This is a genomic window from Nocardioides eburneus, assembly GCF_040838215.1.
In the GTDB taxonomy this organism is placed as follows: Bacteria; Actinomycetota; Actinomycetes; order Propionibacteriales; family Nocardioidaceae; genus Nocardioides; species Nocardioides eburneus.
Genome location: NZ_JBFPJR010000010.1, coordinates 35,775 through 53,480, shown reverse-complemented (window position 1 = coordinate 53,480; position 17,706 = coordinate 35,775). Strand labels below are relative to the sequence as shown.

The following is a 17,706-nucleotide window of genomic DNA, read 5'->3' as shown; positions in this document are numbered from 1 at the left end:
GTCACCAACCCTGACCGCGGCGACGACGCCAGCGGTGCTCGGCCCGCTCCAGCAGCGAGACCCGTCCCAGACGGGTCGCTCGCGAGGAGGGCACGACGGGAGGGTGACCACGCAGCGCGGACAGGCCGGTGCTCGCGGAGGCGAGCATGACCAGGAAGCCGAGCACACCCAGCAGCCACACCTCGGTGACCACCCCGGACATCAGGATCGCGATCCCGCCGGCGAGGACGGCGCCGGCGGCGATGGCCTGGCGCCGCTGCGCCCGGCGCAGGGCCGTGCCGCGCAGGGTGTTGGCGAACTTCGGGTCCTCCTCGGAGAGGGCGCGCTCCATCTGCTCGAGCAGTCGCAGCTCCTCTTCCGAGAGTGGCACCGTGCCTCCCAAGTCCGTCGGTCCCCCAAGTCTAGGCAGCCGCGACGGGCGGCGGTAGGGACCGTGACGAAATTCCCTCACCGCAGCAGACTGGCCGGACCGACGACACCCTTGCCGAAGCGCTCCACCGCCCGGTCGACCGCCAGGTCGGCGTCCCGCCAGCCGCGCCGGCGCTCGCCGAGCATCCCCTGTCGAGGAGTGCGCTCGCGCGGAAGGAGTCCCTCCACCCGGACGCCGACGAGGCGGAGCCTGCTGTCGTCGCCCACGCTGAGCGCGTCGTAGAGGCCGACGGCCGTCGCGTGGACCTCCTGGGTCACGTCGGTGGGCTGGGTCAGCGTGCGGGACCGGGTGATCGTGCGGAAGTCGGCGAAGCGGACCGTCAGCGTCACCGTCCGGCCGACGCAGCCGGCGGCGCGCACCCGCCGCCCCACCCTGGCACTGAGCCGGAGCAGCTCGCTCACGATCGCAGCTCGATCACGCCCCGCGTGGAGGTCACGCCCGAAGGTCTCCTGCGCACCTATCGACCGGTCGGTCTCGAGCGGGCGCCGCGGCGCTGAGCGTCCGTCGCCATCGGTGCCGTGGGCGAGCCGGTGGAGCCTGGCGGCCGAGCCGGGCCCGAGGGCCTGGACGAGCACGGGCAGTGGCGTCGTCGCCAGATCGCCGACGGTCGAGAAGCCGAGCCGGTGCAGGCGGGCGCGGGCCTTGGGCCCGACGCCGTAGAGCTCACCGACGTCGAGCGGGTGGAGGAACGTCGTGAGCTCCTCCGGCGGCACGACCACGACGCCGTCGGGCTTGGCGTGGCGGCTGGCGACCTTCGCCACCCCTCTGCTCATGGCGACCCCGACCGAGCAGGTGATCCTCTGCTCGGCCAGCACCTCGGCGCGGATCCGCTCGGCGATCGTCACCGGGCTGCCGAGCAGCCGGACGGCGCTGCGAACGTCGAGGAAGGCCTCGTCGACGCTCACCATCTCGACCGACGGCGTGAACCGACCGAAGATCTCGCGCACCGCCGCGGAGACCTGCGACACCAGGTCGTGGTCGAGCGGCACCGAGACCAGCGGGGGGCAGAGTCGACGCGCCTGCACACCCGACATCGCGGACCGGACGCCGAAGGCCCGCGCGGCGTAGTTGGCACACGTGACCACACCGCGCGGTCCACCACCGACGGCGGCGGGCACGTCCCGCAGCTCGGGCCGGTCGCGGATCGCCACAGACACGAAGAACGCGTCCATGTCGACGTGGAGGATGGGTGTCTTCGGAGCGCTAGCCGCCGACACGACGAGCCTCCGGGCCGGGGATCAGTTCATCGTCGCGCGGTGAAGTGAAGCTGAGCCGCGAGCGCGCGGTAGTCCGGCCGCTGGGCGACGGCCTGCTCCAACTCGACGAGCGCGCTGGCCGCCCCGGGCTCGAGGTCGAGCAGCGACCCGGGGACGAGATCGGCGAAGACCCGGACGGCGTGGACCGCCGTGATGGAGAACTCAGCGGTGGCCAGCGCCGCGGCCGCCTCGTCGTAGGTGAACCGGCGTCCGGAACGCCCCACGGACGTGGTCTCGTCCAAGAGCGCGATGGCCTGCCCGAAGTGGCCGGCCATCGCGCGGGCGAGCACGGCGGCGGTGCGCTGCGCGACGAGCAGGCTGAGATGGCCGCCCGGGCGCAGCACCGCGCGGATGGCCTCGAGCGCGGCGGCCGGGTCGGGCACGATCTCAAGGACGCCGTGACACAGCACGAGGTCGGCGCTGTCAGGCTCGACCACCTCGAGCAGGTCGGCCGCGCTCCCCTGCTGGGCCGCCACGTCGGCACCCATCTCGCGGGCGCGTCGGGCCAGCGCCGCCAGCGCATCGGGACTCGGGTCGACGACGGAGACCCGATGGCCCAGCCGGGCGAGGCGGACAGCGGAGCCGCCGGTGCCACCGCCGATGTCGAGCACGTCGAGCGGCGCTCCGGCGTCGAGCAGCGGGTCGAGGGCGTCCCAGACCACGGCGGTGCGGGCGCTGGCCCGCCTCTCCGACGGGCGTTCGCTCGCAGACATGTGACCCACCCTAGGACCTCGACCGGGCGGGCCGTGCGCTCAGCCCACACGACGGATCGGCTCGCCCTCGACCGAAGGATGCGGGACCAGTCCGAGCGCGTGCTCGACCACGCCGAGGAACCGGTCGGCGTCACGGACGAGGTCGTCGGCATCGCGCGCGCTGACGGCACGGGTCGAGCCGGCCTCGGCAGCCGCTCGCTTCGCCGCGCCCGCGGCGAAGAACCGGGCCCACTCGGCGAGCTCGGGTGCGACGTCGGCGAGCAGCACCCACGCGTTGCGCTGCACCCGTCGGCGCCCGGGCGCGGCGGGCCGGGCGCGAGCGGCGATCAGCGCCGCCGCCGCGCGGAGGGCGGCCACGTGGGCGCAGGCATACCTCGCCGGCACGTCGGGGGCGGCGATCGCCTCGGCGAGCGACTCGCCGGCGCGCAGGAGGTAGGAATGAGTCGTCGCGGGCAGTGCGTGCAGACTCTCGACGTACGGCGGCATGGGGCATCCTTCCCTCGTTCGAACAGATGTTCGACCCGAGGGACAACATAGCGCCCCTCGCCGACAGTTCTCAACGGTCGAGGACCGGCCGGCCTGCGAACCCCGTGGCTCAGACCCGGGCGCGCTCCCGCAGCCGTGCGAGCTCGTCGTCGCCCCGCGGATGGAGATATCCCGTGGTGGCCGGCATCCACATCGCGACGATGGCCGCGACGCCGATGGCGATCGCGACCAGGGTGAGGACGACGAAGAGCGCCGGCGGCCCGGTCAGGATGCCTCCGACACTGGCCACGGCGGTCGCGAGCATCACGAGCGTCGTCACGATGCGCGCCCACTCGAAGCCGTTGCGCAAGAAGACGGCGAGCACACCCAGAAGACCCGCGACGACGCCCCACAGGGTGAGCGCCGGCGCGACGAAGTGCGGCGGCTTGATGTCGAACTCCCCCGGGTGCTTGAGCGCCTCGAGCCCCTGCGTCTGCAGGATCCTGCGCGCGCTCGGGTTGCCTTCGGCCCAGGCCCGCAGCAGGTCGTCGTGACGGATCGCGACGAGCAGCACGACGAACCCGGAGAAGAGCACCAGGATCCCGATCAGTCGCAGGGCCCAGGTCAGGGTCGCGGGCCGCGGGTCGACCTCGTCGGCCAGCGGTACGCCGGCGAGCGGCTCCGTCCTGCGCTCCGTCATGCGCCCTCCTGTGGCTCCCCTCGCCGGGGTTCGTTCTCGTCTGCGGATCCGGCAGGGCCGCCGCTAGGGTCGGCCCATGACCGATGAGCACCCCACGATCGCCGTGTTCCGTGCCGCGCACGCGGAGCGCGGGGGCACCGGTCGGATCGTCATTCTGCCCGACGCCGTCCACACCGCCGCACTCGCCGCCGAGGCGCTGGGCTGCGAGGTCGGCGCCATCGCCAACAGTCTCCTCTTCGACGCAAGCGGCGCGCCCGTCCTCATCCTCACCTCGGGGGCTCACCGCGTCGACACGGCCACGGCGGCCGCGACCATCGGCGTCGAGCGGCTCCGCCGGGCGAGTCCCGAGTTCGTGCGCACCCACACCGGCCAAGTGATCGGCGGGGTCTCGCCGATCGGGCATCCGGCCCCGGTGGCGACCTACGTCGACTCCTGGTTCCGCCGCCACCCGGTCGTCTGGGCGGCGGCCGGCCATCCCGCGGCGGTCTTCTCCACGACGTACGACGAGCTCCTCGCACTCACCGGCGGGACGGCGATCGACGTCGAGTGACCTCCGGCGGGAGGGGCTGACCGGCGCTCGGTAGGGTGCCGCGCGTGGCGCGCGTGGTGGTGATCGGTGGCGGGTACGGCGGCCTCGCGACCTCGGTCCGGCTCGCGAAGCTGGGCCACTCGGTCACGCTCGTCGAGTCGGCCGACGCGCCGGGAGGGGCGCTGCGCCCCGTCGAGCTCGACGGCTTCTCCTGGGACGGCTCCGCCCACGCGACGCTGCTGCCTGCGGTCCTGCGCGACCTGTTCCGCAAGTCCGGGCGGCCCGCCGAGCGTGAGCTCGAGCTCGAGCCGCTCGACGTGATCCGCGAGCACCGCTTCGAGGACGGCACGCGCGTGCGCCTGCCCGGCGGCTCACGCGCGGCACAGCTCGCCGCGTTCGACGAGCTCGGACCCGGCCTGGGGCAGCACTGGGTCGACCACGTCGCGGCGTACGCCGACGACTGGGAGGTGCTGCGCAAGCACTACCTCGAGAACCCGTGGAACCCTGCGGCGCTCCCCCGGGAAGCGGCCGCCCGACTCGACTCGCGCGAGATGCTCGCGCGGCGGCTGCGGCGCACCCTCAAGGACGAGCGACTGCGGCTCGTCGCCGGTCACCCGTTCGTCGCCGGCGGCCACCACCTGCGCGACGTCCCCGCCTGGTCGGGCCTGACCGCCTACCTCGAGCAGCGCTTCGGCGCCTGGCGGGTCGTCGGCGGCACCGGCGAGATCGCCGCCGCTCTCACGAAGCGGCTCGCCACGCGACGCGTCGAGACATTGACCTCCACCTCCGCGGTCGACCTCGTGCTGCGCGACGGACGGGCCGCCGCCGTCGCCACCACCGCGGGGGAGATCGACCTCGGGCCCGACGGCGCGGTCGTCTGCGCGATCGACCCCCGCCGCCTGCCGGCGCTCCACGACCACGTCCGGCGGACGCTTCCCGCCCTGCCGCCGCCGATGTTCCACCTCGGCCTCGCCGGCCCCCTCCCCGACCACCTCACCGACCTGCCCGCCGAGCTGGTCCTCCACGGCGACCCGACACTCGTCGTACGCACCCGGGGACGGGCGCCGACGGCGGACGGCGCGGCGTGGACGGTCCACTCCTACGGCACGCTGCTCGAGGACATCCTGCTGGCGCTGGCCCGCCACCGGATCGACGTCCGCGACCACGTTGTCACGCGCGTGGACCTCGGTGCCGCGGAGCTGGTCGGCCGCTGGGGCGGCTCGCCGCTCGGCGTCTTGTGGGCGGGGCGGCGCACCGTCCGACAGCGCCTCGGGCCGCACACCCCGATCGAGAATGTGTACGCCGCCGGCGCGCACGCCACCCCGGGGGCGGGGCTGCCCTACGTCGGGCTCTCCGCCGCGCTCGTCGCGCAGGTCATCGGCCCCGCCTGACCCGCCGACGCCCCGTCAGAGGGCGCAGGTGGCCCTCAGACCGTGACGTTGAGCTGCGCGAAGATCTCCAGCGTCGCCTTGGAGCGGTTGAGGGTGTAGAAGTGCAGCCCCGGGGCGCCGGCGGCGAGCAGGTCCTCGCAGAGCTCGGCGGCCATCGTGATGCCCTCGGCCCGCAGCGCGGCGGGATCGTCCGCGTGCTTCTCGACGCGGGCGACGACCTCCGCTGGGATCGCCTTGCCGGAGAGCTCGGCCATGCGGGTGATCTGGCGGAGGTTCAGGATCGGCATGATGCCGGGCAGGATCGGGATGTCGACGCCGATCGCCGCGGAGCGCGCCACGAGGGCGGCGTAGTCGGAGGCGCGGAAGACCATGTCGGTGATGGCGAACTCCGCGCCCGCCTGCTGCTTGGCGAGCAGCACCTCGGCGTCCGCCTCGAGCGAGGCGGACGAGGGGTGGCCGTCGGGGAAGGCGGCGACGCCGATGCTGAAGTCGCCCCGCTTCGCGGCCAGCTCGACCAGCTCGACGGCGTAGGTGAACCCGCCCTCCGTCGGCGTCCACGCGGCGCGCGGGCCGTCCTTCGGGTCGCCGCGCAGCGCCAGGATGTTGACGACGCCGGCGACGGCGAACGCGTCGAGGGTGGCCTCGAGCTCGTCGCGGGTGTGACCGACGCAGGTGAGGTGCGCCATCGGGACGAGCGAGGTCTCGCGCGCGATCCGGCCCGTGATGCCGACCGTGTTGTCGCGGGTGGTGCCACCGGCGCCGTACGTCACGGACACGAACGTCGGCCGGTAGGGCTCCAGAGCGCGGATCGCGTCCCAGAGCTGGGCCTCGCCCTCCTCGTCCTTGGGTGGGAAGAACTCGAAGGAGTACGAGTGCTCACCGGCCCGGATGAGGTCGCCGATGCGGCGCGCCGTGTGCTCGGTCATGACCGACAGTCTAGGGAGCAGACGGCCCTCTCCCCCGGATCGTCCACGATCTACCCTCGACTGGTGATCCAGCATGGGGACCGAGCCGCGGAGAGCCGCGCGTTCCGCGCGCAGATCCAGAGCGCGCTCGATGCGTTCCTCGACGTGCAGGCCGCCCGGCTGGCGCCCCTCGGCCCGGACGCCGCCCGGCTGCTGACCCAGGCGCGGGCCGGCGTGGCCGGTGGGAAGCGCCTGCGCGCCGCGTTCTGCTACTGGGGCCACCGTGCGCTCGACCCGGCGCCCGCCGACGAGCAGGCGCTCGTCCGTGCCTGCGCCGCCCTCGAGATCCTGCACGCCTCGGCGCTCGTCCACGACGACCTCATGGACGACTCCGACACCCGCCGCGGCCGCCCGGCGACCCATCGCGCGCTCGAGGCCGAGCACCGCGCCGCGGGCTGGCGTGGCCGGCCGGAGCAGTACGGCGCCGCCGGGGCGATCCTCCTCGGCGACCTGCTCCAGGCCTGGGCCGACGAGCTGCTGCGCGGCGCCGGGTTCCCGGTCACCCGGACGGCGGCCGCGCTGGAGCTCTTCGACCGGACCCGCAGCGAGGTCATCGCCGGGCAGTTCCTCGACATCTCGGTGCAGGCGCGCGGGCACGCCGACGTGGAGACCGCGATGACGGTCCTGCGCTACAAGTCGGCGAAGTACTCCATCGAGCGTCCCCTCCACATCGGCGCCGCGCTCGCCGGCGCGGACACCGAGGCGCTCGCGGCGCTCTCCGGGTTCGGGCTCCCCCTCGGTGAGGCGTTCCAGCTCCGGGACGACCTGCTCGGCGTCTTCGGCGACCCCGGGACCACCGGGAAGCCTGCGGGCGACGACCTCGTCGAGGGCAAGCGGACCGTCCTCGTCGCCCTCGCGCTCGACGGCGCCTGCGCCACCGAGGCCGCGCGCCTCGACGCTGCGCTCGGCACCCCGCTCGGCGACGAGGAGGTCGCCGAGCTGCGCCGCATCATCCGTGACTCGGGTGCCGAAGCCCAGGTCGAGGAGGCCATCGCCACCCTCCACGGCGAGGCGCTCGCCGCCCTCGATCGCGCCGTGGCCGAGTCGGGCCTGGACGAGGACGCCGCCGGCGTGCTCCGGACGCTGGCGGCCGCCGCCACGAGCCGCTCCGCCTGAGCGCGGGCGGTGATCGGGACTCAGTCGAGGCCGGCGATCCCCAGGTCGGGACCATCACCGCGCAGCAGGACGGCGAAGCCTCCCTCGGCGGCCCGGTCCTCCAGGACGCCGAGCAGGCGGCGTACGTCGGGCTCTGCGGCGTGCGCCAGCGCACCCCAGCCGTCCCAGAGCAGGACGGTCGGGCCCGGCAGATCGCGCAGGCAGTCCCAGAGCGCGTCGAGGTTGCGGCCGTAGTGGTCGGGGAAGTCGAGCACCTCCCCGAGCGCGGCGAGCGCCTCCTCCCGCGAGTCGAGGGTGCGGTCGAGGTGAGCGAGCCGCCAGCCGGCCGTCTCGAGGGTGTGCGCGAGCGCGTCGGCGTCGAGGTGGGAGTGCCAGCGGTACACCCCGGACGGGGTGCGGCCCGCGAGCAGCCCGGCCAGCCCGCCGGTGGGGCGCGTCATCGCGCGATCCTCGAGAAGGACGCGTAGTGGTCGTCGGTGTAGTAGAGCTCCCCGCCGTCGCCCCTGATGATCCGGCGCGCGCCGCGGTCCTCGGAGCCGGGCGTCTCCACGGTGTACTCCCGGTAGTAGCCGCGCGACTCCTTCGGCAGGATGCTCTCGTAGTTGCCGAACGTCTTGTCGTCGTGCTCGGGATAGGGGTAGGGCCCGCCCGCGTCGATGAGCGCCAGCGTGTGCTGCGCCTCCGCGGGCAGTGCTGTGGCCGAGACCCAGGGAAGTCCGCTCCCTGGATCGGTGCCGTTCCGCGACGCGCCCGATGCGGGCGCCGGCGCCTGCGTGGTCCGCGCGCCGGTCGGGGCCGGCGTCCCGTCTGCGCGGGAGTCGCCGCCCGAGCCGCTCTGGGTGCACGCGGTCACGATCGCGATCACCACGACGACCAGCACCGAGCCGAGCGTGGACAGAGTCTTCTTGTTCAGCGAGATCATCCCCCGAGATGGTGTGGGCCGGTTCAGAAGGCCATCGCCTGGGCCCGGCGCTTGACCTCGGAGCCGCGATTCTCGCGCAGGGCGTCGATCGGACGACCGGGGAGGTCGGCGTCGAGGAAGAGCCAGGCGATGCACTCGCGGTCGTCGTACCCGCCGTCGTGGAGCACGGTGAGCAGCCCCGGCAGGCCCTTCACCGGGAGGCCGTCCTGGATGAAGTCGGCCGGGATGTGCTGGCCCTTGATGCCGGGAGGCACCGCCGCCGCGAGCTCGTGGTCGCGGATCATCGTGCGCACCTTGCCGACCGTGACTCCGAGCCGCCGGGCGGCCTCCGCCCAGTCGATCCAGTCCTCCACGAGGGCGCCCAGGTCCTGGTCAGCGAGTGGCTTCTCGGTCATGCGGCCAACTCTGGCACCTCCGTGTCGGAGCGCGAAAGTCACGGGATCGGGCACCCCCGTCCGTACCATGGGGGCTCCGGTTCCTTCCCCAGCCGGATGCAGGAGGGCTGACGTGCGCGCTGATCGGGACACCCGCTCAGGCGGTTCGACGCGCCCCGACGCCCGGCGCCGGCTCCCCGCCGACCCGATGATCGGACGTGTCCTCGACGCCCGCTACGAGATCACCGACCGCATCGCGCGGGGCGGCATGGCGAGCGTCTACGAGGCCCACGACCTCCGGCTCGATCGGACCGTGGCGGTCAAGGTCATGCACCCGGGCATGGGTGACGACGAGGCCTTCGCCAGCCGGTTCGTCCGCGAGGCCCGCGCCGCGGCCAAGCTGTCCCACCCCAACGTCGTCGCCGTCTATGACCAGGGCGAGGACGACGGCGCCGTCTTCCTCGCGATGGAGCTCGTCCGCGGTCACACCCTGCGCGACACGATCGCACGGGAGGCGCCGATGCGGCCGGCCCGCGCGCTGAGCCTCCTCGAGCCGGTGCTCGCCGCGCTGGCTGCCGCCCACCGCGCCGGGCTCGTGCACCGTGACATCAAGCCGGAGAACGTCCTCATCTCCGAGGAGACCGACGGCCCGACCCGCGTCAAGGTCGCCGACTTCGGGCTCGCCCGCGCCGTCACCGCCGAGACGCAGCACACCTCCACCGGCGTCCTCATCGGCACCGTCTCCTACATCGCCCCCGAGCTCGTGATCGAGGGCAGGGCGGACGCCCGCGCCGACGTCTACAGCGTCGGCGTCCTGCTCTTCGAGCTCCTCACCGGCCGCAAGCCGCACGCCGGCGAGACGCCGATCCAGGTCGCCTACAAGCACGTCCACGACGACGTCCCGCCGCCCTCCCACGAGGTGCCTGGCATCCCGCCCTACGTCGACGCGCTCGTCGCCCGCGCCACCGCCCGCGCCACCGCCCGCGACCGCGACCTGCGCCCCGCCGATGCCGGCGTCCTCCTCCACCAGGTCCGCCGGGTCGCCAACGCCCTCGCGGCCGGTCTCGCCGACGACCCCGAGCTCACCGCCGACCTCGCGCTCCCCGTCCACCCGGCCGAGGAGGAGACCGAGGCGTACGACGTCGCCGACTGGGTCCGCGAGACCGACCACGAGCCGACGACCGCGATGCGCACCGCGCCCCCGACGCGCGCCGCCGCGCCGCCGGTCACGCCCGGGGGCCCCGCGGGGCCTCCGGTCCCCCGGCGACCGCGCCGGCGTCGTACCGGACTGGTCCTGCGGCTCGTGCTCGCGCTCGTGCTCGTCGCCGCCCTCGCCGTCGGTGGCTGGTGGCTGTTCGAGGGTCGCTACACACGGACGCCGGCGCTCGTCGGTCTCACGAAGGCCGCCGCCACGACGCGCCTCCACCACGCCGGGCTCGAGGCGAAGGTCGCCACCGCCTACTCCGACACCGTCCCCAAGGGACAGGTCATCTCCTCCGACCCCGACCGCGAGGGGAAGGTCCTCGACGGCGGCACCGTGACGATCACAGTCAGCCGCGGCGTGGAGGAGTACGCCGTCCCCAAGCTCGCCGGCCGCAGCCTGGACGACGCCGAGCAGGCGCTCGCCACGATCAAGCTCGAGGTCGGTGGCCCGCGGAAGCGGTGGTCGGAGACGGTCCCCGAGGGGTCGGTCATCCGGACCACACCGAAGGCCGGCACCGTCCTGCGCCCCGGTCACACCGTCACGCTCTACGTCAGCAAGGGCCGCCAGCCGATCACCATCGGCGACTGGGAGCACCGCGACGCCGCCAAGGCGAAGGCGACGCTGGAGAAGCGTGGTCTCAAGGTCGATCTGGACTATGACTACGACGACGACGTCGCCAAGGGCGACGTCGTCAGCCAGAGCCCGGGCGCCGGGACGACGCTCCACCGCCGCGACACCGTGTCGCTGATCGTGTCCAAGGGACCGCACCTCGTCGTGGTCCCCGACGTCCGCGGCTCCGGCCAGGGCTCGGCGACCGACGAGCTCGAGAAGGCCGGCTTCAAGGTCGAGGTGGACCACTACACGCCGTACTTCGGCCTCGGCTTCGTCATGGGCCAGGACCACGCCGGCGACAAGCTCCCGTTCGGCTCCACGATCCACATCTACGTCAGCTGAGATCCGCCGTCGGTGCGCCGTCGCGGGACCGGAGCCGATGACGGTCCGCCGCACCGGAGCACCTAGGCTTCCTGCTCGTGACACCGGAGCAGCGCAACCCGATCGGCACCCACGTCCAGGTCGGCAAGGGCCTGGTGAAGGGGGCCCTCGCGAGCGCGGACGCGCTCGGCTGCGAGACGCTGCAGATCTTCGTGGGCAACCCCCGCGGGTGGGCGCTCTCGGCGGGCAAGCCCGCCGAGGACAAGGAGTTCCGCCGCGAGATCGAAGCCCGCGAGATCCGCGCCTTCATCCACGCGCCCTACCTGGTGAACCTCGGGTCGCCGACCCCGGCGACGTACGAGAGGTCGGCGGCCGTCGTCGCCCACAACCTGCGCCGCGCGGCCGAGATCGGCGCGGAGGGCGTCGTCGTCCACACCGGCTCGTTCGTGAGCACGGAAGGCGACCCCGAGGAGCAGTACGCCGCCGCGATGGCCCAGGTGCGTGCGGCGCTGCTCCCGGTGCTGGACGAGCTCGACGGGGACGCGCCGTGGCTGCTGCTCGAGCCGACCGCCGGGCAGGGCCGGTCGCTGTGCGCCGGCGTCGAGGACCTGACGGCCTACCTCGGTGCCCTCGACTTCCACCCCAAGGCGGGGATCTGCCTCGACACCTGCCATGTCTTCGCCGCCGGTGCGCCCCTCGACGAGGCGGGCGGGACGACCGCGACCGTCGACCGGATCGTCGAGATCGGCGGACCCGGCCGGCTCCGGCTGATCCACGCCAACGACTCGATGGACGTCCGCGGGGCCTTCAAGGACCGTCACCAGCGCATCGGCGAGGGCCACATCGGCACCGACGCGTTCGCCGAGCTCTTCGCCCACCCGGCGACCGAGGGTGTGCCGTTCGTGCTCGAGACGCCCGGCTCCCGCGACCCGGACACCCCGGACATCCCCCTGCTCAAGCGCCTGCGGGACTCTGCGCGGGGATGAGGGACCGCACCTCCATCCTGGCGTCGTTCGCCCTCCTCGCCCTCGCGGCCTGCTGGGGCTCGACGTTCTTCATGATCCGGGACCTGCTCGACCGGGTGCCGACGCTCGACTTCCTCGCCGTGCGGTTCACGATCGCGGGCGTCGCCCTCCTGGCGGTCGCGCCGGGCGCCGTACGCCGCCTCTCGCCGCTCGCCCTGCGCCGCTCGGTGCTGCTCGGTCTCCTCTACGGCGTCGCCCAGATCCTCCAGACCGCCGGGCTGGCCCACACGCCGGCCACGGTGTCCGGCTTCATCACCGGCACGTACGTCGTCCTCACGCCGCTCCTTGCGGCGCCGCTGCTGCGGGTCCGGATCGGCAAGGTGACCTGGCTCGCGGTCGTCATCGCGCTCGTCGGGCTCGGTGTCCTGACGTTGCGCGGCGTCTCGGTCGGGATCGGCGAGACCATGACCCTCGGGTCCGCGGTGCTCTACGCGCTCCACATCGTCGGTCTCGGCGCCTGGTCGCGCCACGACGAGGCGCTCGGCAGCTCGATCGTCCAGCTGCTCACCATCGCCGTCGTCTGCCTGCTCGGCACGGCGCCCGACGGCCTCGTCCTCCCCCACCGCGCCGGGGACTGGGTCGCGGTGCTCTACATGGCGATCATCGTGGGGGCGCTCGGGCTGCTCTGCCAGACCTGGGCACAGGCGCATCTGGCTCCCACACCGGCGGCGATCGCGATGTCGATGGAGCCGGTCTTCGCGGCCCTGTTCGCGGTGTGGTTCGGCGGCGAGCCGGCCAGCCTGCGGCTGGTCCTCGGCGGTCTCCTGGTGCTTTCCGCGATGCTGCTCGTCGAGCTCGTCCCCCGCCGCAAGGTCGAGGCCGAGGTGCTCCACCCCAGCGTCTGACCGGCGAACGGGTCAGCGCCGGTGGTTCGGTCGGGCTCGGGTCCCTCCCCTACGCTGGGCACACCTCTGGGTCATATCGGTGGGGACACACCCGAACGTCGAGGAGCACGATGAAGTACTGCGGACAGTGCGGCAGCCAGCTGCGCGCCGGCGCGCGGTTCTGCAGCAACTGCGGTGCGACCGTCCGGACCGACGCCACCGCGCCGGGTCCGACGACGCCGCCACCGGCGACGACCTCGCCGACCAGGTATCCGCTCTATGCCGACCAGGCCGGCCCCGCCCGGGCCGTCGACACCGCGCCCGAGCCCATCGCGCAGGCGCAGGTGCAGGCCCAGACACAGGCACAGGAGACCGCGGTGCGTCCGGCGCTCCCGCCGCTCAGCGAGACGGCGGTGATCCCCGCCGCGGCGGAGTCGCGGACCCGGGCGACCCCGCGGGTCGTCGTACCCGAGGGCGCGGGTGCCGGCGCCGCGGACGGCACCGACGAGCACCATGCCTCCCCCTGGGTGGTCTCGGTCTGGGTCCTGTGCACGGTCCTGGTGGTCGTGCTCGCGGCGGGGATCTGGCTGCTCGGGCACTGAGCGGCCGCCGCGGCTATCCTCACCGAGGTGCCCCGCATCCCCGTCGTCCGCGCCGACTCCCCCGAGCTGCGCGCGCTCGCGAGGGAGATCTGGCGTACGGCGGACGCCGCCCGGCCCCGACCGGCCGGGGCGCTGCGCGCGGAGCGCGTCCGCCACAAGATCGAGGCCGCGGAGCTGCTCCTCGTCGCCCACTACGGGACCCGTCCCGCGGGAATGCTGCTGGCCGAGACGTACGTCGCCGACGGAGTGCCCGATCCCGAGGTCGGCCACCTCTCGATGGTGTTCGTGGACCCGGCGGTGTGGGGGTCGCGGGTCGGGACGACCCTCGTGCGGGACCTGCAGGGCCGTCAGTGGTCGCAGCTGAGCGCATGGACCCGCACCGACAACCGGCGCGCCCAGCGGCTGCTGCTCGCCACCGGGTTCGTCGACTCCGGCGCCCGCTCGACCCTCCAGGACGGCGACGAGCTGCGTCAGCTCATCTGGACGAGATAGCCGCGGGCGGGGTCAGAGCGTGGCGAGGACGGCGGCCGCGCGCTCCGCATCCCCGCGCGTGACGTCGAGGTGTGTCACCAACCGCACCGTCGTCGGCCCGACGGCCGAGACCAGCACACCCTCCGCCTTGGCCCGGGCGACGAAGCCGGGCGCGTCGTCACGGGGTAGGACGACGATGTTGGTGTCGACACCGGCCGGGTCGAGCCCGCAGGCCTCGGCGAGCAGCCGGGCGTGCGTGTGGTCGTCGGCGAGCCGCTCCACGTGGTGGTCCAGGGCGTGGAGCCCGGCGGCGGCCAGGACGCCGACCTGCCGCATGCCGGCGCCCATCCGCTTGCGCCGCACCCGGGTCTCGGCCATCAGGTCGGCCGGACCCACGGTGAGCGATCCGACGGGAGCGCCGAGGCCCTTGGAGAGGCAGACGGACAGCACGTCCGCGACAGCGCCGTACTCCGCCAGCGGGACGCCGGTCGCGACGTGGGCGTTCCAGATCCGCGCCCCGTCGAGGTGGATGCCGCAGCCGGCCTCGTCCGCGAACGCCCGCAGCGCCTTCAGGTCGTCGAGCGGGAGGACGGCGCCACCGGCGAAGTTGTGGGTGTTCTCGACGGCGATCGCCCTCGTCTGCACGAAGTAGGGCCCGAGGTCGGGCGCGAAGAGCGTGCGGATCTGGCCGAGGTCGACCTGGCCACGCGGATGGTGCCAGGTCCGCATCGTGAGGCCCGAGACGGCGCCGTGCGCGCCCAGTTCGGCCCGGGCGATGTGGGCCGCCGACTCGCAGAGGACCTCCTCCCCCGGGCCGACGAGGGCACGCACCGCGAGCACGTTGGCCAGCGAGCCGGTCGGCATGAAGACCGCGGCCTGCTTGCCGAACATCTCCGCCACCCGCTCCTCGAGCCGGGTGACGGTCGGGTCCTCGCCGTACACGTCGTCGCCGACCTCCGCGCGCGCCATCGCGGCGCGCATCGCCTCGGTCGGGCGCGTGACGGTGTCGGAGCGGAGATCGATCACGCTTTGCGGAGCATCTCGGCGACGAGAAAGGCCATCTCCAGCGACTGGACCCGGTTGAGCCGCGGGTCGACGACGGACTCGTAGCGGTTGCCGAGGCTGGTCTCGTCGAGCTCCTCGCCACCGCCGATGATCTCGGTGACGTCGTCGCCGGTGTTCTCGACGAGGATGCCGGCGGGCACGGTGCCGAGGGCACGGTGGACGTCGAAGAAGCCCTGCACCTCGTCGAGGACGTCCTCGAAGCGGCGCGTCTTGTAGCCGGTCGACGCCTCGAACGTGTTGCCGTGCATGGGGTCGCAGATCCAGGCGACGTCGACACCCTCGGCCGTGACCTTCTCCACCAGGCCGGGCAGCCCGTCGCGGATCTTGCCGGCCCCGAAGCGGGTGATGAAGGTCAGCCGGCCCGGCTCGTTCTCGGGGTTGAGCCGGTGGGCGAGCGCGAGCGCGTCGTCGGGCGTCGCGGTCGGACCGAGCTTGCAGCCGATCGGGTTGCGCAGGTGGCGGAAGTACTCCACGTGGGCGCCGTCGAGCTGGCGGGTCCGCTCGCCGATCCAGACGAAGTGGCCCGAGACGTTGTAGGGCTGGTCGGTGCGCGAGTCGATCCGCGTCATGGCGTGCTCGTACTCCATGAGGAGCGCCTCGTGGCTGGAGTAGAAGTCGACCCGGTGGAACTCGTCGGGGTCGGCGCCGATCGCCTTCATGAAGGTGAGGGCACGCTCGATCTCGGCCGCCACCGCTTCATACTTGGCGCCGACCGGGCTGTTGCGCACGAACTCGGAGTTCCACGCGTGCACCTGGCGCAGGTCGGCGTACCCGCCGGTGGTGAAGGCCCTGACGAGGTTCAGCGTCGACGCCGAGGAGTGGTAGACCTCGAGCAGCCTCTGCGGGTCCGGGATCCGCGACTCGGGGGTGAAGTCGTAGCCGTTGACGGCGTCGCCGCGGTAGGCCGGCAGGGTCACCCCGTCGCGGGTCTCGGTGTCCTTCGACCGCGGCTTGGCGTACTGCCCCGCGAGCCGACCGACCTTGATGACCGGCACCGAGGCGGCGTAGGTCAGCACGACCGCCATCTGCAGCAGCACGCGCAGCTTGTTGCGGGTGTTGTCGGCCGTGGCACCGGCGAACGTCTCGGCGCAGTCGCCGCCCTGCAGGATGAAGGCCTCGCCGCGGCTGGCCGCAGCCACCTTCTCCTTCAACTCGTCGCACTCGCCCGCAAAGACCAGCGGGGGCAGGGTCCGCAGCCGGTCGACGGCCGCGGCGAGGGCCGCCGGGTCGTCGTACGTCGGCTGCTGGGCCGCTCCGATGGCGTGCAGCTGCTCGAGGGAGGGAATGGCGTCGTTCACGCCTGCCAGCGTACGCGCGCCGCGCCCGCTTGACGCATCGTCATTCTCCCGGCGAGACGATCCCGAGCCGCTCGAGCAGGAAGAGACAGGCAACGGCGAAGTCGTTCTCCTTGGTCCGCGTCCGCACCTCCGCCCAGTCGACCTGCTCCCGGACGGCGCGGGCGGCGGGCAGGATCTTGCCGAGGTCACAGGCGTGCTCCTCGAGGGCGTTGAGCTTGTCCCCCATCAGCCTGGTCGCGGAGAGCACCGGCATCGCGACCGACTCGACCTCGATCTCGTCGACGTCGTCGAAGTAGGTGCGCTCCACCGGGACCCCGTTGACCCGGAAGAGGATGTCGACCATGGACGCCTCGGGGCCCGACTCGACGAACACCTTGAAGAGCCAGTCCTCGGGCGGCTGCACCACCTGCACGCCCTGCTCCGCGAGGCGCGCCATCACGTGCGGCGCGTCCTCCTCGGCGACGAGGAAGTCCACGTCGTGCTCCGGCTCGGGACCGCCCCGCGCCCAGAGCGCATAGCCACCCGCGAGGGCGAACGGGGCGTCCCCCTCCTTCAGCGTGACGGCGACGAGCTTCAAGGCCTCACGCAGGTTGCGCTGCAGCTCTCCCGGCATTCCGCGCCGTTACCCGGGTACCTGCCCCGCATGCGCGTGGTGACCTTCAACATCCTCAACGGACGGGCCCCCGACCGCACCGAGGTCGACATCACCGCGTTCGCCGAGGCGATCTCACGCCTCGACGCCGACGTGCTCGCGCTGCAGGAGGTGGACCACCTCCAGGCGCGCTCGAACCACGTCGACCTCACCGCGGTCGCCGCCGAGGCCATGGGGGCGAAAGAGCACCGGTTCGTCGCGGCGCTGTCGGGCACCCCCGGCGCCACCTGGACGGCCGCCACCGGTGAGGAACAGCCGGACTCGGCGGCGTACGGCGTCGCGCTGCTGAGCCGCTGCCCGGTCACCTCGTGGGAGACGGTCCGGCTGCCACCGGTGCCGTTCCCGGCGCCGTGGCGCCACCACGACCGGCGCTGGCCCACGCTGGTCGACGACGAGCCGCGGGTCGCCGTGGCGGCGGCGCTCGACTCCCCGCTGGGGCCGCTCACCGTGGTCAACACGCACCTCTCGTTCCTGCGCTGGTGGAACGGCCGCCAACTGCGCCTCCTCACTCGGTCGCTGGCGCCGCTCCCCCGGCCGATGCTGCTCGTCGGCGACCTCAACATGGGACCCGACAAGGCCTACCGCGGGACCGGCATGACCGGCCTCGGCGCCCATCTCACCTTCCCCGTCGACCGGCCGCGCGAGCAGATCGACCACATCCTCGCCGACCCGCCGATACGCGCGCGTACGTCGACCTGCCGGCTGCCCGTCTCCGACCACCTCGCCCTCATCGCGGACCTCGACAGCACGACGGCTCGCTAGTGTCGTCGC

The 17,706-nt window shown here is 73.4% G+C and carries 21 protein-coding genes; 9 read left to right on the top strand and 12 right to left on the bottom strand.

Features of this window, described 5'->3' with window-relative positions; genetic code table 11:
- Window position 1: 1 nt before the first annotated feature.
- The 5 genes from AB3X52_RS07565 to AB3X52_RS07545 form a co-directional block, all read right to left on the bottom strand.
- Window positions 2-370 (bottom strand): SCO2097 family morphological protein, encoded by a 369-nt coding sequence (locus tag AB3X52_RS07565; RefSeq protein ID WP_367992884.1) that lies wholly within the window; start codon window positions 368-370, stop codon window positions 2-4.
- Window positions 371-447: 77 nt separating this feature from the next.
- Window positions 448-1,647: a DNA polymerase IV gene (gene dinB / locus AB3X52_RS07560; protein WP_367992882.1), complete on the bottom strand. Its 1,200-nt coding sequence runs from the start codon at window positions 1,645-1,647 to the stop codon at window positions 448-450.
- 26 nt (window positions 1,648-1,673) lie between these two features.
- Window positions 1,674-2,399 carry a class I SAM-dependent methyltransferase gene (locus AB3X52_RS07555; RefSeq protein WP_367992880.1) on the bottom strand — a complete coding sequence of 242 codons (726 nt, stop codon included), beginning with the start codon at window positions 2,397-2,399 and terminating at the stop codon, window positions 1,674-1,676.
- 39 nt (window positions 2,400-2,438) lie between these two features.
- Complete coding sequence (locus AB3X52_RS07550; protein ID WP_367992878.1) at window positions 2,439-2,885, bottom strand: SAV_6107 family HEPN domain-containing protein; 447 nt, start codon at window positions 2,883-2,885, stop codon at window positions 2,439-2,441.
- A gap of 109 nt (window positions 2,886-2,994) precedes the next feature.
- Window positions 2,995-3,564 (bottom strand): hypothetical protein, encoded by a 570-nt coding sequence (locus AB3X52_RS07545; protein WP_367992876.1) that lies wholly within the window; start codon window positions 3,562-3,564, stop codon window positions 2,995-2,997.
- Between the two features lie 76 nt (window positions 3,565-3,640).
- Between AB3X52_RS07545 and AB3X52_RS07540 the strand changes: the two genes are divergently transcribed.
- Together AB3X52_RS07540 and AB3X52_RS07535 are read left to right on the top strand one after the other, a co-directional pair.
- A complete protein-coding gene (locus tag AB3X52_RS07540) occupies window positions 3,641-4,114 on the top strand; it encodes a YbaK/EbsC family protein (protein WP_367992874.1) in 474 nt (157 codons plus the stop codon).
- Window positions 4,115-4,158: 44 nt separating this feature from the next.
- On the top strand, window positions 4,159-5,484 hold the full coding sequence (locus AB3X52_RS07535) for a phytoene desaturase family protein (RefSeq protein ID WP_367992872.1): 1,326 nt from the start codon (window positions 4,159-4,161) through the stop codon (window positions 5,482-5,484).
- A 35-nt stretch (window positions 5,485-5,519) separates the two neighbouring features.
- Here AB3X52_RS07535 and metF read toward each other — a convergent pair whose 3' ends face one another.
- Window positions 5,520-6,410 (bottom strand): methylenetetrahydrofolate reductase [NAD(P)H], encoded by an 891-nt coding sequence (gene metF, locus AB3X52_RS07530; protein WP_367992870.1) that lies wholly within the window; start codon window positions 6,408-6,410, stop codon window positions 5,520-5,522.
- Between the two features lie 63 nt (window positions 6,411-6,473).
- Here metF and AB3X52_RS07525 point away from each other — a divergent pair, with 63 nt between their 5' ends.
- A complete protein-coding gene (locus AB3X52_RS07525; protein WP_367992868.1) occupies window positions 6,474-7,565 on the top strand; it encodes a polyprenyl synthetase family protein in 1,092 nt (363 codons plus the stop codon).
- 20 nt (window positions 7,566-7,585) lie between these two features.
- Here AB3X52_RS07525 and AB3X52_RS07520 read toward each other — a convergent pair whose 3' ends face one another.
- Genes AB3X52_RS07520 through AB3X52_RS07510 form a run of 3 tightly spaced genes read right to left on the bottom strand, consistent with a single transcriptional unit; the run spans window position 7,586 to window position 8,882 of the window.
- A complete protein-coding gene (locus AB3X52_RS07520; RefSeq protein ID WP_367992866.1) occupies window positions 7,586-8,005 on the bottom strand; it encodes a barstar family protein in 420 nt (139 codons plus the stop codon).
- On the bottom strand, window positions 8,002-8,487 hold the full coding sequence (locus AB3X52_RS07515) for a guanyl-specific ribonuclease (RefSeq protein WP_367992864.1): 486 nt from the start codon (window positions 8,485-8,487) through the stop codon (window positions 8,002-8,004). The genes AB3X52_RS07520 and AB3X52_RS07515 overlap by 4 nt, the downstream gene beginning before the upstream one ends.
- Window positions 8,488-8,510: 23 nt before the next feature.
- Entirely contained in the window at window positions 8,511-8,882 is a 372-nt protein-coding gene (locus AB3X52_RS07510) for an Rv2175c family DNA-binding protein (RefSeq protein WP_367992862.1), read from the bottom strand.
- Between the two features lie 112 nt (window positions 8,883-8,994).
- Between AB3X52_RS07510 and pknB the strand changes: the two genes are divergently transcribed.
- The 5 genes from pknB to AB3X52_RS07485 all read left to right on the top strand — a co-directional run bounded on the left by pknB (window position 8,995) and on the right by AB3X52_RS07485 (window position 13,941).
- Window positions 8,995-11,019 carry a Stk1 family PASTA domain-containing Ser/Thr kinase gene (gene pknB / locus AB3X52_RS07505; protein ID WP_367992860.1) on the top strand — a complete coding sequence of 675 codons (2,025 nt, stop codon included), beginning with the start codon at window positions 8,995-8,997 and terminating at the stop codon, window positions 11,017-11,019.
- Window positions 11,020-11,096: 77 nt separating this feature from the next.
- Entirely contained in the window at window positions 11,097-11,984 is an 888-nt protein-coding gene (locus tag AB3X52_RS07500; protein ID WP_367992858.1) for a deoxyribonuclease IV, read from the top strand.
- Window positions 11,981-12,868 (top strand): DMT family transporter, encoded by an 888-nt coding sequence (locus AB3X52_RS07495; RefSeq protein WP_367992856.1) that lies wholly within the window; start codon window positions 11,981-11,983, stop codon window positions 12,866-12,868. The genes AB3X52_RS07500 and AB3X52_RS07495 overlap by 4 nt, the downstream gene beginning before the upstream one ends.
- Before the next feature lie 110 nt (window positions 12,869-12,978).
- On the top strand, window positions 12,979-13,449 hold the full coding sequence (locus tag AB3X52_RS07490) for a zinc-ribbon domain-containing protein (RefSeq protein WP_367992854.1): 471 nt from the start codon (window positions 12,979-12,981) through the stop codon (window positions 13,447-13,449).
- Window positions 13,450-13,476: 27 nt separating this feature from the next.
- Window positions 13,477-13,941: a GNAT family N-acetyltransferase gene (locus AB3X52_RS07485; RefSeq protein WP_367992852.1), complete on the top strand. Its 465-nt coding sequence runs from the start codon at window positions 13,477-13,479 to the stop codon at window positions 13,939-13,941.
- 12 nt (window positions 13,942-13,953) lie between these two features.
- Here AB3X52_RS07485 and AB3X52_RS07480 read toward each other — a convergent pair whose 3' ends face one another.
- Genes AB3X52_RS07480 through AB3X52_RS07470 form a run of 3 tightly spaced genes read right to left on the bottom strand, consistent with a single transcriptional unit; the run spans window position 13,954 to window position 16,896 of the window.
- Window positions 13,954-14,946 (bottom strand): threonine aldolase family protein, encoded by a 993-nt coding sequence (locus AB3X52_RS07480; RefSeq protein WP_367992850.1) that lies wholly within the window; start codon window positions 14,944-14,946, stop codon window positions 13,954-13,956.
- Complete coding sequence (locus AB3X52_RS07475; RefSeq protein WP_367992848.1) at window positions 14,943-16,283, bottom strand: class II 3-deoxy-7-phosphoheptulonate synthase; 1,341 nt, start codon at window positions 16,281-16,283, stop codon at window positions 14,943-14,945. The genes AB3X52_RS07480 and AB3X52_RS07475 overlap by 4 nt, the downstream gene beginning before the upstream one ends.
- A 40-nt stretch (window positions 16,284-16,323) precedes the next feature.
- Entirely contained in the window at window positions 16,324-16,896 is a 573-nt protein-coding gene (locus tag AB3X52_RS07470) for a nucleotidyl transferase AbiEii/AbiGii toxin family protein (RefSeq protein WP_367992846.1), read from the bottom strand.
- 30 nt (window positions 16,897-16,926) lie between these two features.
- Here AB3X52_RS07470 and AB3X52_RS07465 point away from each other — a divergent pair, with 30 nt between their 5' ends.
- Window positions 16,927-17,697, top strand: coding sequence for an endonuclease/exonuclease/phosphatase family protein (locus AB3X52_RS07465; RefSeq protein ID WP_367992844.1), 771 nt, complete (start codon window positions 16,927-16,929; stop codon window positions 17,695-17,697).
- Window positions 17,698-17,706 lie beyond the last annotated feature (9 nt).